General features: G+C 32.5%; 12 protein-coding genes. 3 read left to right on the top strand and 9 right to left on the bottom strand.

What is annotated here, in order from left to right; genetic code table 11:
- On the bottom strand, positions 1-3,081 hold the full coding sequence (locus Q0829_RS23110) for a WGR domain-containing protein (protein WP_298547388.1): 3,081 nt from the start codon (positions 3,079-3,081) through the stop codon (positions 1-3).
- A gap of 191 nt (positions 3,082-3,272) precedes the next feature.
- Between Q0829_RS23110 and Q0829_RS23105 the strand changes: the two genes are divergently transcribed.
- On the top strand, positions 3,273-3,821 hold the full coding sequence (locus tag Q0829_RS23105) for a GNAT family N-acetyltransferase (RefSeq protein WP_298547386.1): 549 nt from the start codon (positions 3,273-3,275) through the stop codon (positions 3,819-3,821).
- Here the strand turns inward: Q0829_RS23105 and Q0829_RS23100 are convergent.
- From Q0829_RS23100 to Q0829_RS23085, 4 genes are all read right to left on the bottom strand, one after another.
- Complete coding sequence (locus Q0829_RS23100; protein WP_298547383.1) at positions 3,802-6,651, bottom strand: prolyl oligopeptidase family serine peptidase; 2,850 nt, start codon at positions 6,649-6,651, stop codon at positions 3,802-3,804. The two genes, Q0829_RS23105 and Q0829_RS23100, sit on opposite strands and share 20 nt — an antisense overlap.
- Positions 6,652-6,823: 172 nt before the next feature.
- Positions 6,824-7,840 carry a hypothetical protein gene (locus Q0829_RS23095; protein ID WP_298547380.1) on the bottom strand — a complete coding sequence of 339 codons (1,017 nt, stop codon included), beginning with the start codon at positions 7,838-7,840 and terminating at the stop codon, positions 6,824-6,826.
- 135 nt (positions 7,841-7,975) lie between these two features.
- The gene (locus Q0829_RS23090; RefSeq protein ID WP_298547376.1) at positions 7,976-8,671 is read right to left on the bottom strand and encodes a LytTR family DNA-binding domain-containing protein; all 696 of its coding nucleotides are present in this window, start codon (positions 8,669-8,671) and stop codon (positions 7,976-7,978) included.
- A gap of 2 nt (positions 8,672-8,673) precedes the next feature.
- Positions 8,674-9,972, bottom strand: coding sequence for a sensor histidine kinase (locus Q0829_RS23085; protein WP_298547374.1), 1,299 nt, complete (start codon positions 9,970-9,972; stop codon positions 8,674-8,676).
- A 218-nt stretch (positions 9,973-10,190) separates the two neighbouring features.
- Here Q0829_RS23085 and Q0829_RS23080 point away from each other — a divergent pair, with 218 nt between their 5' ends.
- Together Q0829_RS23080 and Q0829_RS23075 are read left to right on the top strand one after the other, a co-directional pair.
- Complete coding sequence (locus tag Q0829_RS23080; protein ID WP_298547372.1) at positions 10,191-11,060, top strand: ABC transporter ATP-binding protein; 870 nt, start codon at positions 10,191-10,193, stop codon at positions 11,058-11,060.
- Positions 11,061-11,083: 23 nt separating this feature from the next.
- Positions 11,084-14,656 carry a M1 family aminopeptidase gene (locus Q0829_RS23075; protein ID WP_298547370.1) on the top strand — a complete coding sequence of 1,191 codons (3,573 nt, stop codon included), beginning with the start codon at positions 11,084-11,086 and terminating at the stop codon, positions 14,654-14,656.
- A gap of 75 nt (positions 14,657-14,731) precedes the next feature.
- Here the strand turns inward: Q0829_RS23075 and Q0829_RS23070 are convergent, their stop codons facing one another.
- From Q0829_RS23070 to atpD, 4 genes are all read right to left on the bottom strand, one after another.
- Complete coding sequence (locus tag Q0829_RS23070) at positions 14,732-15,592, bottom strand: alpha/beta fold hydrolase (protein WP_298547368.1); 861 nt, start codon at positions 15,590-15,592, stop codon at positions 14,732-14,734.
- A 130-nt stretch (positions 15,593-15,722) separates the two neighbouring features.
- Entirely contained in the window at positions 15,723-16,031 is a 309-nt protein-coding gene (locus Q0829_RS23065; RefSeq protein ID WP_298547366.1) for a LytTR family DNA-binding domain-containing protein, read from the bottom strand.
- Positions 16,032-16,611: 580 nt separating this feature from the next.
- Positions 16,612-16,887 carry a F0F1 ATP synthase subunit epsilon gene (locus Q0829_RS23060; protein ID WP_298547362.1) on the bottom strand — a complete coding sequence of 92 codons (276 nt, stop codon included), beginning with the start codon at positions 16,885-16,887 and terminating at the stop codon, positions 16,612-16,614.
- A gap of 88 nt (positions 16,888-16,975) precedes the next feature.
- Entirely contained in the window at positions 16,976-18,484 is a 1,509-nt protein-coding gene (atpD, locus tag Q0829_RS23055) for a F0F1 ATP synthase subunit beta (protein WP_298547361.1), read from the bottom strand.
- Positions 18,485-18,553: the final 69 nt, after the last annotated feature.

Here is an 18,553-nt window from a genome sequence, read left to right as displayed (position 1 = left end):
CTAAACAGTTTTAATGATTAATGGAGTTTCTAAAGATGGATATACTTCGTGGATGGCTAGCATAATATCGATGCACTTACTTTTATCCTTGATGGTTTTAGTAGCGATTATAGAATTCAGAATTCTTATAGTCATTCTGGCTATCATTTCGTTTTTTATAGCTTCTTTTTCCAGAAATGCATATACTCTTGTTTTTGCTGCATTATTGGTGTTGATATTAAATAATACCGTTTTAAAAAATGCTTCTAACTTAAGAATTACTTCTGGAGCATCTTTTGCATAAGTATCCAGGTAATTCGTTGTAAAAAACTGCATCGTTTTAGTAGGATGTTCTTGCAATTTTAATAGTAATTGTAATCCATCTTCTGCTCTAAAATGTGTAGTTATAATTTTTCTTCCGAAAGACTCAACATCGTTTTTAGTATGATCACATACATATAACAAGGTATCTACAGTCCAATTTTCTGGTTTGATGTGTTTCTCAAAATATGCAAACGCCCATACTCTAGCATCTTTCCAATTAGTATTAAATATCCTAAGCGCTTCTTCTAATTCATAGTTAATTCGCGAAGGATTACTTTTAAAATATATCTCTAGTGTATCCCTAATTACCCTAACATCGCTAGTTGCTAGTGAAACCAATTGTGACATCGTTAACTCCTGAAGTTGTACCTTTTTCTGAAATAACGGAGTTCCTAATTTCTGAGCAAACTCATATTTAGACAGAATTAGGGTAATAATTCCTTCTTCGCTTACTTCATTTAAATCTTTGCCATAAAATCGTATCAATAATTCATGACTACTTTTGTGTATACCTTCATATGATTCTTGCTCAACTAATATCTGTAATAATTTTCGCAGAAGTCCTTTTTTAAAACCCGTATCTAATCCTATCAATCTCCCTACAGCTGGTTGTATTGCCTCTCTAACCTCTGTATATGGAGAAAAACAGTATTCCTTAATAACTTGATGATTTTCTAGTAAATACTGATCAGGAAAATCGGCTAATAACGCTACTCCTGTTTTTCTTAATAGTTCTTCATCAGCATCCAGATAATCTCCTAAAAATTCTTTAACCAAGTCATAAGAAGGAATGGTATTGACCTTACTTAATGTCGCTGCAAAAAGCTTATTCGTAACAGCGGTACTTTCTGCCAACTGTAATATCTTTTCTTTAGAAACTTTTTTTAATAACACTCCAAACTGAGTATCCGAAATTAGTTCATTTACTTGTAATAAAAATTCATATTGAAATTGATTCGGCACGTCAAACAATAGTGCTAATTGATCAATATGCAAAGGAAGATTATAAACAACCTTTGTTTTATATAATTCTGACAGATAGTTCAGTATTTTTGGTTTACCTATTAAAATCAATGCTACCGGAAAATCTGAACTACTAAAGTAATCTTTCTCATATTTCTGCAACCACTGCAATCCTAAAGTTGTTGCTCTCGTACTATTGGATTTCAATAATGAAAGTATAATATTTTGTTCTGGTTGGATGCTTTCGTATTGTCTTTCTAAAACTTCTAACACAATATCTACAACTCTTGCGTCATAATGAGTGATTAATTTCTTAAAAATAGCTGGTTCTATAACATCCAGAAAATTAGGTTTATCTTGTATAATTCTTAAAGAAAAAGAGATTGCTTCATTACTCTTAGCATGTGCTAGGATGTAAAGCACTTCTTGTGGCTTTGAATTCCATACTTCTGGTAACGCTTCTTCTCTTGGTAATTGAGAAGTACTCATCATTTCTCCAGTATAATACCATTTCTTACGAGAACGCCGAAACCTTTCTGAATTACCATGCAAAATATACATCACAGCAGGAAAATCACAATATTTAGGATACTGTTGCTGTACATTTTCATATCTTCCAGTATCGTTATTATAGGTATATAAATATTGCGTTTCTTCTTTTTTATTATCTGCAGCATCATCTAAACTGCACAACAATGCAACCGCTAAATCCACATAATTATTAGTATTGGATTGACCTAAAAAATACGTTGTTTTATATGCGGCATTACCAAAATATTCTTTAGTTTTTCCAGAAAAAGCAATTCTAGGATTTGCTTTTTTCTTTTCTTCATCAGCTGATATCCAATTCCAGTTTTTATCATAGGTTCCATAACCATTATACCCAGGTTTACTAATAGAAATACGTTTGCTTAGCAATGCATAGAAAGTAACATCATTAGTTACCTCAGCAGATTTAAAAATATATCGAATGGATTTAAAAGTATCTATCTTTATAGGTAATCTATTGATAAAAGTATGCAGAATCTTTCGCAACTCAGGATCCTGATGTGATATTATATACAGGTAATATAAACATAATGGATTTTGAATTTTTTCTTGTAAAAAATAAACAGCTAATTCATTAGAAAGTTCTTGTTTGTTTTCAAGTGTGTTAATCAATTGAACAGGAAGTTCTTTTTTAGCAAGATCTACGATTGCTTTTTGATGTTGGTCTTCTTTTGTAGTACCCTTTAATACATATGATACAGCAATTCTTCCTACCTTATCAGTAAATCCTTTTTGATTAAAAACATCAGAAACAGCATCCACAAAGGATGTATCTTCTAGTTTTGCCAATGCCCAGATAGCTGCATATTGTTCAAATTCATCCTGTGAAGATATAAAATGAGAAGTATACTGGAGTGCTTCCTTCAATCCTAATACTCCTGCTCTCCAAATGATTCTGGACACCTTCCAATCTCTGGTATAATTTCCTAAAGTAGCATCTTTCAGGTATTTTAGAATTACTTCGTTTCTAGCAATATTTACATTGTCATCTTGTTTAATATCCTGTCTTCTAACAGCTCCCTCTTTACCTTCTTCTGCATATCCTTTGCTCTCTTTACTTTTCACCAATTTATCAAAGACAACGGTCGCTTCTTCATATGATACCGGAAAAACAGTTTTAGTTCCTTCTCTAAGGCTGCTACCTCGTCTTCCATATCTAAAATTAACCACATATAATTCCGCATCTACTTCGCATAGATCGACTTCATATACCTTATCTGATTTTGCATCCTTAAAGAAGAGTGATTTACTTTTTAGTAATTTCAATGTGAGTTGGATTTTAAAGAATTAAAAATCTCGTTTTTAAATGATATTTCAAAAATTAATCAGTACTATTTCGGAAAGTATTTTATTTTTATTTGAACACTTGTATCTTACCTTCTGTTTTTGATATATATAAGATTAGCAAACTACTAAAATCATATCTTTACTTTCTTCTAAGTACTAAAGTTAAAAAGATGGCTATTCAACATTTAAAATATACAATTGCTACATCAGACAATGAGTTGGAACAAATAATTCTGCTTCAACAAAAAAACCTAGCTGCTTCGATTTCTAAAAGCGAAAAGGAAAAAGAAGGTTTTGTTACTGTAGAACACGATTTCAATATATTAAAAAAGATGAATAACCAACAACCGCATATAATTGCAAAGGATAAAGATCTTGTTGTAGGTTATACACTCTGCATGACAACAGATTTTGGGAATGATATTACTGTTCTCAGACCTATGTTTAAGAAAATAGAAAATTCTCTAGATCAAGCTAAATCATATATCGTTATGGGTCAAGTCTGTATTGATAAAGAATACCGCGGTCAAGGAATATTTAGGGGTTTATATCAAAAAATGAAAATCGAATTACAAGAAAAGTACGACCTTTTAATAACAGAAGTAGCTGCTAATAATTTACGATCGCTACACGCTCATAAAGCCATCGGTTTCGAAAACATGCTTGTATACAAAAGTGATGAAATTGATTGGCATCTTATCAGTTGGAACTGGGAGTAATTTTTCCTGTTTCTAACGGTTTTTCTTCTAAGTCATATCCCATATTTTTCCCTTTTTCAACTCTAGGAACACCGTTTGTCATCCACTTGGGGACTGGTTTCCCTTGTAGGTAATGATCAAAGAATTGCATCATTCTAATAGAAAGATCTTGTCTGTTTTTTTCTTTTCTTAAGTTATGCGCTTCGTCGTTGTATACTAAAAGCCAGGCTGGTTTCTGTAATCTACGCATACCCATAAACATTTCTATACCTTGATAGTAAGGAACCGCACCATCTTTATCATTATGCATCATTAAGAGTGGTGTTTCTATTTTGGGAATTCCAAATAATGGCGAATTTTCTATATACAGATCAAAACCTTCCCATAGATTCTTTCCTATTCTACTTTGAGTTCTCTCATACTGAAATGCTCTACTCAATCCGGATTGCCAGCGGATTCCACCATAGGCAGAGGTCATATTACTTACAGGAGCTCCAGCCATAGCAGCTTTAAATTTATTAGTTACCGTTACTAAATAGGCTACCTGATATCCTCCCCAACTCTGACCTTGAATCCCCATATTTTCACTATCCACATAACCTAATTTTTCTAAAGCTTCTACTCCAGAAACTACACAGTTATATGCGCTTGGACCAGGTTTACCATCTTCATAAACAATATCGGGCACAAACATGATATACCCATTACTTACCAAATAAGAAGGATTTACAATAGAAGCGCTAGGTCTTGGAGTATAATAATTTCTATAATCATCAGATCGTTTTTCATAAAAGTACGTAATCAAAGGATATTTTTTTGATGGATCGAAATCTTCTGGTTTATAGATAATACCATCTAGCTTTTTACCATCATAGGCTTCCCAACTAAACAGCTCTGCTGTTCCCCATTTAAAATCTTTTTTCTGAGAATTTGCATCTGTAATTTGAGTAATGTTCTGAAAATTATTATTCGTATAATGTAGATCCTGAAATGTATTAAAGTTTTGTTTCCTAAAGGTAAATAATTCTCCACTTTTAGCCTTTTGATATTTGTTTAAAAAGAACTCTGTAGGTTTTATTTTTTCTACCAATTTATCACCTCTTAATACATACAATCCTGAAGCTTTAGTCCTCATATCAAAACTCGTAACCAATAATTCTTCATTACTATAAGATGCATTATTTTGATTTTCTGAATCTAATTTTTGAGTTCTATATTCTATTTTATTTTTTCTTCCTTTAACTGTAATATTAATTGGTTTTGTTTCTCCTGACATTGAAACTTTCCAAACATCAAATTTGTCATAAATCAATGCATTTCCATTTTTATCAAACCCTCCAAAACCATGAGGATACGGTAACATAGGATGATCATCATCTTCATCATAAAAAGCTACCTTAACTTTCTTAGTAAGATTAGTTTTTCTTAATGTCGATAATTCTAATGAAAACCAATGTTTTTTAAATATATCATAATATAAAGCATATTTACCATTAGGTGACAAGTAAGGCTGTAAAGCTGTTTCGGTAAGTCCTAAACGTTTTTGACCATTAAATGTGTCTATTACATAAAAATCTTTGGTCCAAGGCATAGCCCAGGAACGTTTAATATCATAAGGAGTTCCTGTGGCTCCTAATATAAATCTTTGTTCTCTATTCTTATCAAAAAGAAGATCTTCAAATGTTTCATCTTGTATATGAACAATGGATTGTTTTTCGGTATTATAATAAGAAATAAATGCTCTGTTCTTTAATTCTTCAAACCTTGCTTTTTGTTCAGGTTGTATCATTTTGTCTTTCCAATTCCAAACATCTACCTGTGGAACTTCGTCTTCTAAAAGTGTAGTGTCTTTTTGATACTCTACTTTTGGTTTTGAATAAAAATAAAGTCTATTACCCCTGTCTGAAAAAAATGAAACTTGACCATTACTTAATTCCCAATTTTTTCTTAGATTTTTTCCTATAGTATCTACTAAATTTAGTAGTTTTTGATCCTTATAATAGAACAACTGGTACTGTAATGAATCTACGTGAGTAGAATCTTTTGCGGCGATATAGGAAAATTGCTCCCCTGTTCTATCTACTGATAATTTATCATAAATATAATTTGTAGTATCTATTACTATCTTAGACCTAGAAACAATATCGTATTCGAAGACTCCGATATCTTTTTCTTTCTTCTTTTGGTTTTTCCTTGTATAATAGAACTTCTTTCCTTCTTCTGAAAGAACAAAGTCTTTGATCTGAAAAATAGTATCCTTTTCTTTAGTATTTAGATTATATACTAGTGCGTAATTTTGCTTAAATGCCTTTCCTAACTTGGTTTTGACAGTATCTTTTTCTTTCGTTTTTAGGGAATCCTTTTTCTTTTTTTCCGGTTTCTTTTTCTTAAATTTTTCTATTACAAACCAGCCATTAGATTCTTCAGGAACCTTGTAAGAATTTGTTCTTACAATAGAATCATATATTTTGTTATTTTTTACATCGTAGATAAACAGATCATCCTTTGATTGTTTTTCTTTCTTTACTTTTTTCTTTTTCTCTTTTCGAATATTCTCGTAGTTAGGTTTACGTTTGAAAATCACAAAATTTTCGTCTTGTGTTATCGAAGAATTATATCCATTAAAAAAAGTGAATTTTTTGTTATTTTCTGTGTTGTAAATTTCTATATATCCATCTCCTCTTTTTGTAGAAGTTGCGATCACTGAAACGATCAACTTTCCTGTATTAGATATTTTAGTATCCGTAATATTTTTCCAGAGGTCATAATCCTTATGACTTAAAGATCTTTTCTGAGCGAAAACTAATGTTGTAAAGCTGAAAAAAAATAGAATAAGTATGTTCTTAATCATTACGTTGAGCTATATCTTTCCCCGAAATGTATAAAACGTTTTACCTAGAAATAATCCTTTAACATAATTTTATACAAAATCCTCATTATTATTTAGTTTCAGCTCGATTTACCGTATAAAAAAGGAGCTAAACACTTAATATAGCTCCTTTTTATAAATTTGTTACTAATTACTACTCCACATTCAGATATGGATTATAGATATAGGTTTTACTGAAATTTCCCAACCCATTAAAATACTCATCAACTAAATGAGCTGGGTAATATGCCAATCCTCCTGCCAACAATCCTTGGTTTCCTCCATCGTTTTTATCATCCCAATTCCAAGGTGCATTAGCGGAACCATTACCATAGGATTTCTGGAATGATTTGGCATTACTAAATAAGTTGGTATTAAATCGCTGATCCCACATCCCTCCATCTTCGAATATATTAACTAGTTTATATTTTACGTTTCTATCATAAATATCGGATGGATATTCGCTCGTTGTCTTACTCGGGTAATACACTACATAATCGCTTCCACCTGGTTTTTGCTTTGCATGTGCTTTAATCCCGTGCCCTTTTGCTTCTGCCGAGGTTTTAAATCGATTAATTCCGTTATGATTTTGTGTAGTCAAAGTGCCATCTATATCTTCATTTCCATTAGTCAAACCAGAATTAGATGCTCTATAAGAATAAAAGTCGGAATGAAATACAGTTACTATTCCAATTGCTTTCCCATAAGTAGCGTTATCCTTCTTCACAACAGTTAGTACTCCTTCCAGATCATTTTCATGTTCGTCGATACGATATAAAAACCATATATCTGTCCAATCTCTCGGATGAAAGAATGCATAGGTAATGAAATAATGAGTCGCTGTTTCTACTACAGAATAGTATCCTACTGCATTGCCTTTTCTGGAAGAACTCGCAATATTGTTCCAGTTATTCTTAGCATTAAGATCACCATCAAAATCATATCTTGTGATGTAGTCTGCTTTTCCATTTAATCCATGAGAACCTGTTCTATCCACATCCTGATAATGTACCGGTGCGTGGTGATAAGCGAGGTCTAAATGAAAGTTAGTGTTTTTTTTAGTGAGCTTCTCCTTTACTTCCAATACTTCGTTGTCGTAGCCATTTTCTTGAACTTCGCAACTTATTATCAACAAGGATAATAGCGCTAATAATTTAATAGAGTTATTCATAATGTTAGTATGTTAGGTTATTAATTCCTTAAAATTAACATACTTCTTTCAGGTTAAGTTTAGCTTAATCTTAAGACTTTATTATACTAACATTGACAAAAGGTTATGAATAAAATTGATCTGAATACTATAGTATTAAAACAACCTATTTTTAACAGCTGCTTTATAGGATTGACCAATAGGAATGGTGATCCCTTCTAATTTAATCTGATTGCCAACAATACTTTTTATCGAAGCAACACTTACCATAAATGAACGGTGTACCCGTATAAATTGATCTGCAGATAAAACTTCCTCAAAATGAGATATTGATTCGTGGATTAATAACATTTCGGTTTGTAAATATAATTTTACATAACTACCATAACTCTCTAAATATTTGATATGATCCAATTGAATATGATGTGTTTCCTTATCCCCCTTAAGAAAAATACTGGTGGGAGATGCATCAGTCACGGTTTTACTTTTTGTTGAAGATTGCTCTTTTGCCTTACTTACTTTGGCATATGCTTTTAGAAACCGTTCAAATGAAAAGGGTTTTAACAGATAATCACAAACTTCCAACTCATAACTTTCTACCGCAAATTCAGAATAAGCAGAAGTAATCACTATCAAAGGTGGATTCGTTAAAGCACGCAAAAAATCAAGCCCCTTCAATTTGGGCATTTCGATATCCAGAAAAATCAGGTCTACTTGTTCTTTTTGTAAGAATGCTAATGCATCAACAGCATTATAAAAGTTTCCTGATAAATGTAGATCGTTTAACGATGCCGCATAATCTTCGATTATGGTATGAGCAATAGGTTCATCATCTACAATGATATACTTCATAATTAAACGGGTATGGTTAATAGAGCTTTATACAAATCATTTTCTATTGTAAAGTCAAGCGAATACGAAGTATCGTATATAATCTCTAATCTTTTTTTTAGGTTTTCTAATCCTATTCCTTTTGTTCCGCTTACGGAAGATACATCATAATTATTAATGACTTCGAATATAATTTTACGCTCTACAACTTCAAGGTTGATATGGACAAATGCATCATTCATTAAGGAATCTACACCGTGTTTAAAAGCGTTTTCTAATAAAATGATAAACAGAAGCGGAGGGATCAAGATGTTCTTTTCTTGTATTTGTTTTAGAAATTGAATATCAACTTCTTGATGATGTCTTATTTGCTGAAGTTCGATATAATTTTCTAGATACTCGATCTCTTCTTCTAATGGTACTTCAGTTTCCTTTCCTTTATAGATTACATAACGCATAATCTCTGACAACTTCAAAATAAGTTCTGGAGCCAGATCCGATTTTCGCTTTGCCAGTCCATAAAGATTATTTAATGTATTGAAAAAGAAATGTGGATTAACTTGCTGTTTCAATAATGCTAATTCGGCTTTAGCTTTATCAGCTTTCAGGTTTTGAAACCATTTCCATTGATCATAAATCCATAATATGACAAACAAGGGTATTGGAAACAAAAACACAAAAAACACATCCATATTTTCTTCATGTGTCCTTGCTCCAAAAGAAATGATAAACAGAAAGAAAAAAAGCAATAACGCTCCATAAAGTCCTAATATCAGTAACTTATATTTTTGGAAAAATCTTGGTGCCAAAATATAAAATACTCCTAACCAAAATAATGTAAGCAATATAAACGTAACCGGATTATCCGATACCTCCATGTAATCATCTATCGCAAGCATGATTATAAAAACTATTGAAAGTAGTATGAGTCTTATTAAAAAAAGTTTACGCTCTTTTAAAAAAGCAACAGAGTTTCTTTTCTTATATCGTTGCATATACCAAGACCATAGAATATAGCTACTCGTAATAAAAAACAGAAAAACGCAGCTGATCGTTATCACTTTATATTCCATGGATTTTCCAAATATGAAGCCCAATAAAGAAATCACCCAGCTCACGATCATCCAGTAAAAAATGTTCTCTCTTTTATGAAAAAGCATTGCATTTACAATAGCAGAAACTACTAAACCCCAAAATATAAAACCAAGAATATTTACTAATGTTTCTTCTGGATCTATTCTAATAAAATCAATATGCTCCAGTGCTTTTACTAGTATAAATAGTATGATAAACCCATACGGAATTGCTCTGTATTTTTTCAAAAACTGAATCATGACCTCAAAAGTAATAATCCTTTATAGATCTCAATAATTATATAGCTGGACAGCTTTAAAATTAAAACGAACACTTCATTTTTTACAACGAATCCAATTGATTTGTTTTTTCGGAGTATCTGTATGAATCTTATGGCGTTTATAGAAATTATTGTGTTTGCTCTTAATCCTAATGTAGGTTCGTGTCCGAATCAAAACTAATTCTTATGAACACACTACAAATACACAATATCTCTAAAACGTATCCTAATGGCGTAAAGGCATTAGATAGTATTTCATTAACTATCCAAAATGGCATGTTCGGATTATTAGGACCTAATGGAGCGGGTAAATCCTCTTTAATGCGTACCCTTGCAACCTTACAAGAACCTAGTTTGGGAAGTGTTCTATTTAATGATATAGACATCTTAAAACAACCTCAGGAATTACGTAGTCTGCTAGGATATTTACCTCAAGAATTTGGAGTATACCCAAAGATTTCTGCACAAAAACTACTGGAGCATCTGGCAGTACTAAAAGGAATCACACATAAAGAAGAGCGAAAAGAGCAAGTAGAAGCTTTATTGCAACAAACTAATTTATATATACATCGCAAAAAGGCAGTACATACTTTTTCTGGTGGAATGCGACAACGATTTGGTATTGCACAAGCGCTATTAGGCAATCCGCAACTTATTATTGTAGATGAACCAACCGCAGGACTTGATCCTGAAGAACGTAATCGTTTCCTGAATTTATTAAGCGAGATAGGAGAAAATATTATTGTTATTCTATCAACACACATTGTGGAAGATGTAAAAGATCTATGCGCCAACATGGCAATTATGAATCAAGGAAAAATAATTACCCAAGGGATTCCTTCAGAATTAACTGAGAAATTAGATGGCAAAGTCTGGCATAAGATCATTAAAAAACAAGATTTAAAAAGTTATCAATCCACTTTTAACGTCATTTCTACTCGTTTGTTTTCAGGAAAAACGCAGCTTCATGTATTAGCTGATGAGAAACCAGAAGTAGGGTTCGAGTGCGTTCATCCAGGATTAGAAGATGTATACTTCAGCACATTACAAGCCTAAAACACTAACAAAATTCACAACCTATGTTTACGCTACTTTTTAAATTCGAATGGCAATACCATTCTAAGCAATTGTCATTTTACATATTCTCTACTATTTTTTTTCTTTTAGGATTTTATATGTCCTCTGGAGGTCGATTAGGAGCCACAGAATTGGTAAAAACCAACTCTCCATATCAAATCAGTTTTTTTATAGGAATATTTAGTTTGGTATCTGTTTTTGCCATTATGTTTTACTGTATAAACGCTATGGTAAGAGATAGGCAATATCATACTGAAGGTATAATTCATAGCACACCAGTTAAAAAACATCATTTTTTCTGGAGTCGTTTTATTGGAACATTCTTGATTAGTTTACTGGTATATACACTTATGCTTATTGGTTTTGCCGTAGGTACTTTTTTTTCTAATAATCCTGATGGATTAGGGCCTTTTGTATTCAATCATTATTTTTATATATGGAGCACCTTGGTATTGCCTAATTTATTTATTCTCACAGCCCTATTATTCTCATTTGCTACGTTGTCTCGAAAAGCATTAATAGTATATATTGGAGCTGTTCTTATCTATGTTCTGTACTGGGGTTGTTCTATATTTCTCAATTCTCCAATGCTAGCTCAAGCAATACCTCCATCACCTGAGAATATGATTGTTGCTGCACTGGTGGATCCATTTGGCTTATCCGCTTTTTTCGAGCAAACGATGTATTGGACGCCATTTCAAAAAAATAATCAACTGGTATCATTTTCTGGATACTTCCTTTGGAACAGATTGATTTGGTTGTTTTTTTCAATATTTCTTTTGGGTATTACCTATAGATTATTCTCCTTTCGAAAAGGAATCCAAAAAATTAAAAAAACCAAAGATTTATCGGACGAAATCATGGAGAAAAAAACATATACTCCAGTGTTGACTTTTGCAAAAACAAGTAAAGCACAATTCATAGGGTTTCTATCACTTACAAAGCTAGAGTTGGTTGCTATTTTTAAAAGCTTACCATTTATAGCTATACTCTTAATATGGGTTCTAATCGCGTTTACAGAAATTTACAGCAGGATTTATGAAGGTGGAGCTTATCATGATAGTCTGTATCCAGTAACTTATTTTTTGATTGAATTGATTAGTGATCCATTGCCTATTATGGGATTGATTCTTATTATTTTTTATAGCGGAGAACTGGTGTGGAGAGAACGTAATGTACACTTTAATGAAATCACAGATGTTACTCCTGCATCTAACGGTATTTTCTTTTTTTCAAAATATGTAGCACTATTGGTATTGCCAATGCTACTAATTCTTATCGGTGTTCTGATTTCAGTAGGTTTCCAAATTGTTGGGAATTATTATCAGTTGGAATGGTTACAATATATCAACCTATTCTATTTTCAAGGTCTCGAACTGGTTTTTTACGGAGTGGTAGCTTTATTTATTCAAAGTTTGGTATCCAACAAATACCTGGGAATGTTCCTTTCGGGAATCCTGATTTTTGGATTAGGTAGTACTTTAAGTAATTTTATAGGTATTGAACATTCATTACTACAATTAGGAAGAACTCCACCAATAGTCTATATCGATATGAATGGTTATGGAACATATCCAAGAATTTTTCATTGGTATGCTTTATATTGGATGGCTCTTGCGGGTATTTTAGTGTTACTGGCTTTCAAATTATGGAGGAGAGGCACGATTTCTAGTTTTAAATTCAGAGTACGGCAGTTATTTTCTAACTGGAAAAAATCAGAAAGAAGTATCATTTTTGGGTTCCTTATTCTTTTTATAGGCTCCGGAAGTGTCATTTTTTATAACACTAACATTGTAAATGAGTACCGTTCATTAAATAAACAATTAGATCTTGCCGAAGCTTATGAACGTAAATTTAAACAATATGATACGCTAGAAGAATTATATCCAGTGGACATAAAGACTGCAATAGATATCTATCCTAAAGCGAAAAAGTATAGCGTTCGAGCGGATTATATACTAAGTAATAAAAGCGATACTAAGGTCAACATGGTCTTCATATCTCCCAGAGAACCTCTAGAATCAGTCTTTTTAGAAAACGCCACATTAGTAGATCAGGATATTATTTTTAACACCTATTTGTTCAAGCTAAACGATCCGTTATTACCTGATGAGCGATTAAAATTTCAGTATGAACTTAGTGTTCAAAATGATGGTTTTGAAAGACGTGGTGCCATCGTTGAAAATGGGAGTTATATAACCCATTCCTCTTTTAGTCCTTCCTTAGGATATCGAAATAGTCGGGAAATACGAAATGCTTCAGAGCGAAAAAAGCGTGGTTTGCCTCAGCTTAAAGAAGAAACCATGGAGGCTAACGACCTGCATAGCATTCCTGACAATCTAATCGGTAAACTTCCTTTTGAAACAATTGTATCTACACAATCAGATCAAATTGCTCTAGCTCCTGGAAATTTGATCAAAGAATGGAAAGAAGATAACAGAAACTATTATCATTATAAAACGGAAGAGAAAGTGTCTCCGATGTTGGGATATTTTTCTGCTAAATACGAAGTGCAAAAAGAAACGCATAACGGAGTTACTATAGCACAGTATTTTCATTCTAGTCATGATATGAATGTTGCTTCAACTATGAAAGCAAGTAAGGAAACGCTAGATTATTGTATAGAAAATTTTGGGGATTATCCATTTGATCATCTTCGTATTGCAGAAATACCAGCCTATTGGCCGTTTGGAGGTCAAGCATTACCAGGCACTATTAGTATGGTCGAAGATCGGTTTTATTTATTAGATCAACGTGATACGGATATTTTCAATCTCGTTGCTAAACGTACTATTCATGAAATAGCACATCAGTGGTGGGGACATATATTAACCCCAAAAATGACCAGAGGAGCAGGCTTCTTTATTGAAGGATTGGCTAAATACACAGAAATTGTAGTGATGGAAAAATACTATGGAAAAGGTGTGTTATGGAACTTATCAGAATATTCTAATAATCGATATTTTACTGGCCGTTCGTATGCTTCTGAAATAGAACCTCCGATATATTTATCTGATGGAGAAGACCATCTTCTTTATGGTAAAGACTATACCACTATGTTAGCGCTCAAAGAATTGATAGGAGCTGAAAAAATAGATGCCATTTTACAAAAAATAGTATCCCAATACAGAAATAAAGAAGAATTAGAAGTTGTTACCCTTGATTTTCTAAAAGAAGTATATCAGGTTACTCCTGCAAAATATCACACCTTGGTGGACGATTGGTTTAAACGTATTATAACCTATGATCTAAGTGTAGAGGGAACTTCATATAAAGAATTATCGAATGGTCAGTTTGAAGTTGTTTTAGATGTGGTTACCAAACGATTTGAAACCAAAAAACAAGGTGAAGATGCAGCTATTTCTCTTGATGAACCTATCCAGATAGGATTGTTTACGAAACATCCTAAAGAGGTTGGAGTAGGAGAACAGATTTTATATCTCGAACCTCACAACTTTGATAATGAAACCTCTCAAATCAAGATCATAGTTAATGAGTTGCCCGTATATGTTTCAATTGATCCTTACGGAACTCGTTTGGATAAAAACAGAATTGATAATATAACTCGGTTATAATCTTCTTAGATAGATAATGATACATGACCGAGTATAACTCCTAATTCTTATTAAGTGAGAATTAGGAGTTATACTTTATTGGTTTATCATCTTCTCAAAACGCTCTATATAATGTTCTTCATAATCAAATATCCCTCTAATATGTTTCCCTTCTATTTCCCAAAACTGAGTATTCATTTTATTTGAAGCTTCATAAAGCTTCTTCCCCAGCTTATAAGGAACCTGTTCATCAGCATCACTATGGATGATGATTATTGGCTTACTTATATTTTTTATTTCCTTTTCAGCAGGAAAATCATTATTCATTAAAAGCGGTATCATCCATTTAAAGTTTTCTAAATTTATTGCTTTAGCATACACCTTTCCTATATCAGGGAATGAATTGAACGTACCCTCTACAATTACCCCTGCTATTTTATCATTACGCTCTGCTGCATTCATTATAGCAAATGCTCCTCCCAATGATTGTCCCCAAATTACTATTGGTTTTTCTGTCATATTTTCATCTGCAACTATTTTATCAAATACATATAATGCATCTTCTTTAAGCATTAATGAATTATCGGCTAACCCTGTGGATTTTCCAAAATTTCTACGTTCGAAACTAAATACCTGAAACCCATTTTTGGTTAATATTTCATAATACTTTTGGGATGCCATTAAATGCATACCCTTACCAGAATAATGTATAATAGTAGCTATAGGGTTTTGAGAATTTGGTTTAAAAAGAACTCCGTGTAATTGAGTATTCTGATCAATTTCAAAATAGTATTCTGAATGATTCATAGAGGTTTCAAAATTTTCATATGCTAATTCATTGGTGTGATAAATCATTACATCAGTATATCTAGAAAATCTGATGTATAATATACTCCCAACTATTAAGAGAATTGTTGCTGCGATAATTATCTTTCCCGCTTTAATAAATGTCTTCATTTGTAATATTTCTAATCGTTTAATGATTCAAATAAACGTGCTATACTACACACAAAAAAAAGAATGTGATGATTACATACTTTCTGTGGTAGAGAAATATTTTTTGTGGTGAAATTTTACTTTTCTGGGGTCAATTCGTATGAGATTTTACCTCATCAAAATAAGTTTTAGATACAGGAATGACTTCTTCTATATTTTCCAGATGCACTTTACCATTCTGCGCATTACCATCTAAAGAAGAAATATAACGAGGATTAATAATATATGATCTATGCACTCTAATCATACTTTCTAATTGATCAAGTACTGACGAAAGCGTATTACGCATTACTTTTTTCTTTATCTCTTGCCCTTCTTCGTAATAAATGTTCACATAATTATCTTCTGACTTAACATAAATAACATTTGCTAATACCACCAAAAAAGATTCCTTTTTCAAAGAACTTTTTAGCAATACCTTCCTATTATGACTTAAATCAGTTTTTTGTATACTCTCAATTGTTTTCCCGTAGTAGTTTCTCAAAAAAAATGATACTATGGATAAAATTATTCCAAAACCAAGAAATATAAATCGAAACCACTCTATAAAAAAATCAAAATTGATAAAGTTTGATCTTTTATTTATAGATAATTCGGTATAAAAAAAGGAAATTGTAATTGCAACTGAAACATAGAGAAAACAGAACACAAATTCTTCCCTCCATCTCCACCCTTTAAAATTCAGGTAATAATATCTCGATAAAAAATAAAGAGAAAGATATACTATAAACGAAATAATTCCATACCCTATAAAATAAAGATCTTTATAAGGATGATTAAAGTTATTTGCTCCAAAAGGTTGTAAAAAAATAAGTATAAAAACTACTGCAAAACTTAAAATGGCAGCAATCTTTACATGATTTGTAAGTGAAGTAGAATATGGAAAAGACTTATTAAAAAGCATAAAAAAATCCCTGTTAACATATAACAGGGATTAAATATAATAATCTTTATAATTGTAATAACTAATAAAAGTACATTTAGTCAGCCAAAACGATTACTTTATTATCTTTCATTTCGATAGTTCCAGAATTGATAGAAAGAAGTGTAACTCCATTTTCTTTAGAAAACTTCTCTGCTACTTCTTCTTCCAGATTTATATCTCCATACACTTTTACATTTCCTTTTCCTAATAAAGAAACGATTGGTGCGTGATTATCTAACATCTGAAATTCTCCGTTAACACCTGGTACCGCAACTGAAGTTACCTCACCACTAAATAAAACTGCTTCTGGAGTTACTATTTCTAAGTACATATTTTATAGTTTTTTGTTGTTCGTTGTTGGTTGATAGTTTTTTAGAATCTATACTCTAAAAACTGCCAACTATCAACAATTAACTAAATTATGCTTCAGCTAACATTTTCTCACCAGCTTCGATAGCCTCTTCGATTGTTCCTTTAAGGTTAAACGCTGCTTCTGGTAAGTGATCTAATTCACCATCCATAATCATTGTAAATGCCTTAATAGTATCTTTAATATCTACTAAACATCCTGGGATACCAGTAAATTGTTCTGCTACGTGGAATGGTTGAGATAAGAAACGTTGTACACGACGTGCACGTCCTACCGCTAATTTATCTTCTTCAGATAATTCTTCCATACCAAGGATAGCAATAATATCTTGTAATTCTTTATAACGCTGTAAAAGCTCTTTTACTCTTTGTGCACAATTATAGTGCTCATCACCTAATATATCAGCTGTAAGAATTCTTGATGTAGAATCTAATGGATCTACCGCTGGATAAATACCAAGCTCAGCAATCTTACGAGATAATACTGTTGTTGCATCTAAGTGAGCAAATGTTGTTGCTGGTGCTGGATCTGTTAAATCATCCGCAGGTACATAAACCGCCTGTACAGATGTAATAGATCCTTTCTTAGTAGAAGTAATACGCTCCTGCATCACACCCATTTCTGTTGCCAAAGTAGGCTGATATCCTACCGCAGATGGCATACGTCCTAGAAGTGCTGACACCTCTGAACCTGCTTGTGTAAAACGGAAGATGTTATCTACGAAGAAAAGTACATCTTTTCCTTGTCCATCTCCAGCTCCATCACGGAAATATTCTGCAATCGTAAGACCCGAAAGTGCAACACGAGCACGTGCTCCTGGTGGCTCATTCATCTGTCCAAATACGAAAGTAGCTTTTGATTCTTTCATCACTTCTTTATCTACTTTAGAAAGATCCCATCCTCCTTCTTCCATAGAATGCATAAAGTCATCACCATACTTGATAATTCCAGACTCTAACATCTCACGAAGTAAATCATTTCCTTCACGTGTTCTTTCTCCTACTCCTGCGAATACAGAAAGACCACCGTGACCTTTTGCAATATTGTTAATCAACTCTTGGATCAATACTGTTTTACCTACTCCGGCACCACCAAATAATCCAATCTTACCTCCTTTTGCGTAAGGCTCAATAAGGTCAATTACTTTGATCCCTGTAAATAAAACTTCCGTAGAAGTTGATAAGTCTTCAAATTTAGGTGCTTGACGGTGAATTGAAAGACCATCATCTCCCGCTTTAGGAAGATCACCCAGACCATCAATTGCATCACCTATTACATTAAATAGACGACCATATATGTCTCCTCCAATTGGCATTTGGATTGGAGATCCAGTTGCAACGGCTTCTACTCCTCTACTTAATCCATCACTGGAATCCATCGCGATCGTACGTACAGTATCTTCACCAATGTGAGATTGAATCTCTAACACCAACTTGGTACCGTCTGCTTTATTAATTTCTAACGAATCGTAAATTTTTGGTAATTCAGTACCGGCAGCGAATGCTACGTCTATAACCGGACCTACAATTTGTGATACTTTACCCGTAACTTGAGACATTATATAACTATTTAATGTTTAGTATTTAACTATTTAAAAGACCCTTTTTTCGAATGTACCGAATACGAC

The organism is uncultured Aquimarina sp. (genome assembly GCF_947492405.1).
In the GTDB taxonomy this organism is placed as follows: Bacteria; Bacteroidota; Bacteroidia; order Flavobacteriales; family Flavobacteriaceae; genus Aquimarina.
Note: the sequence above shows the minus strand (reverse complement) of the source record. Positions and strands in the feature narration are given on the sequence as shown.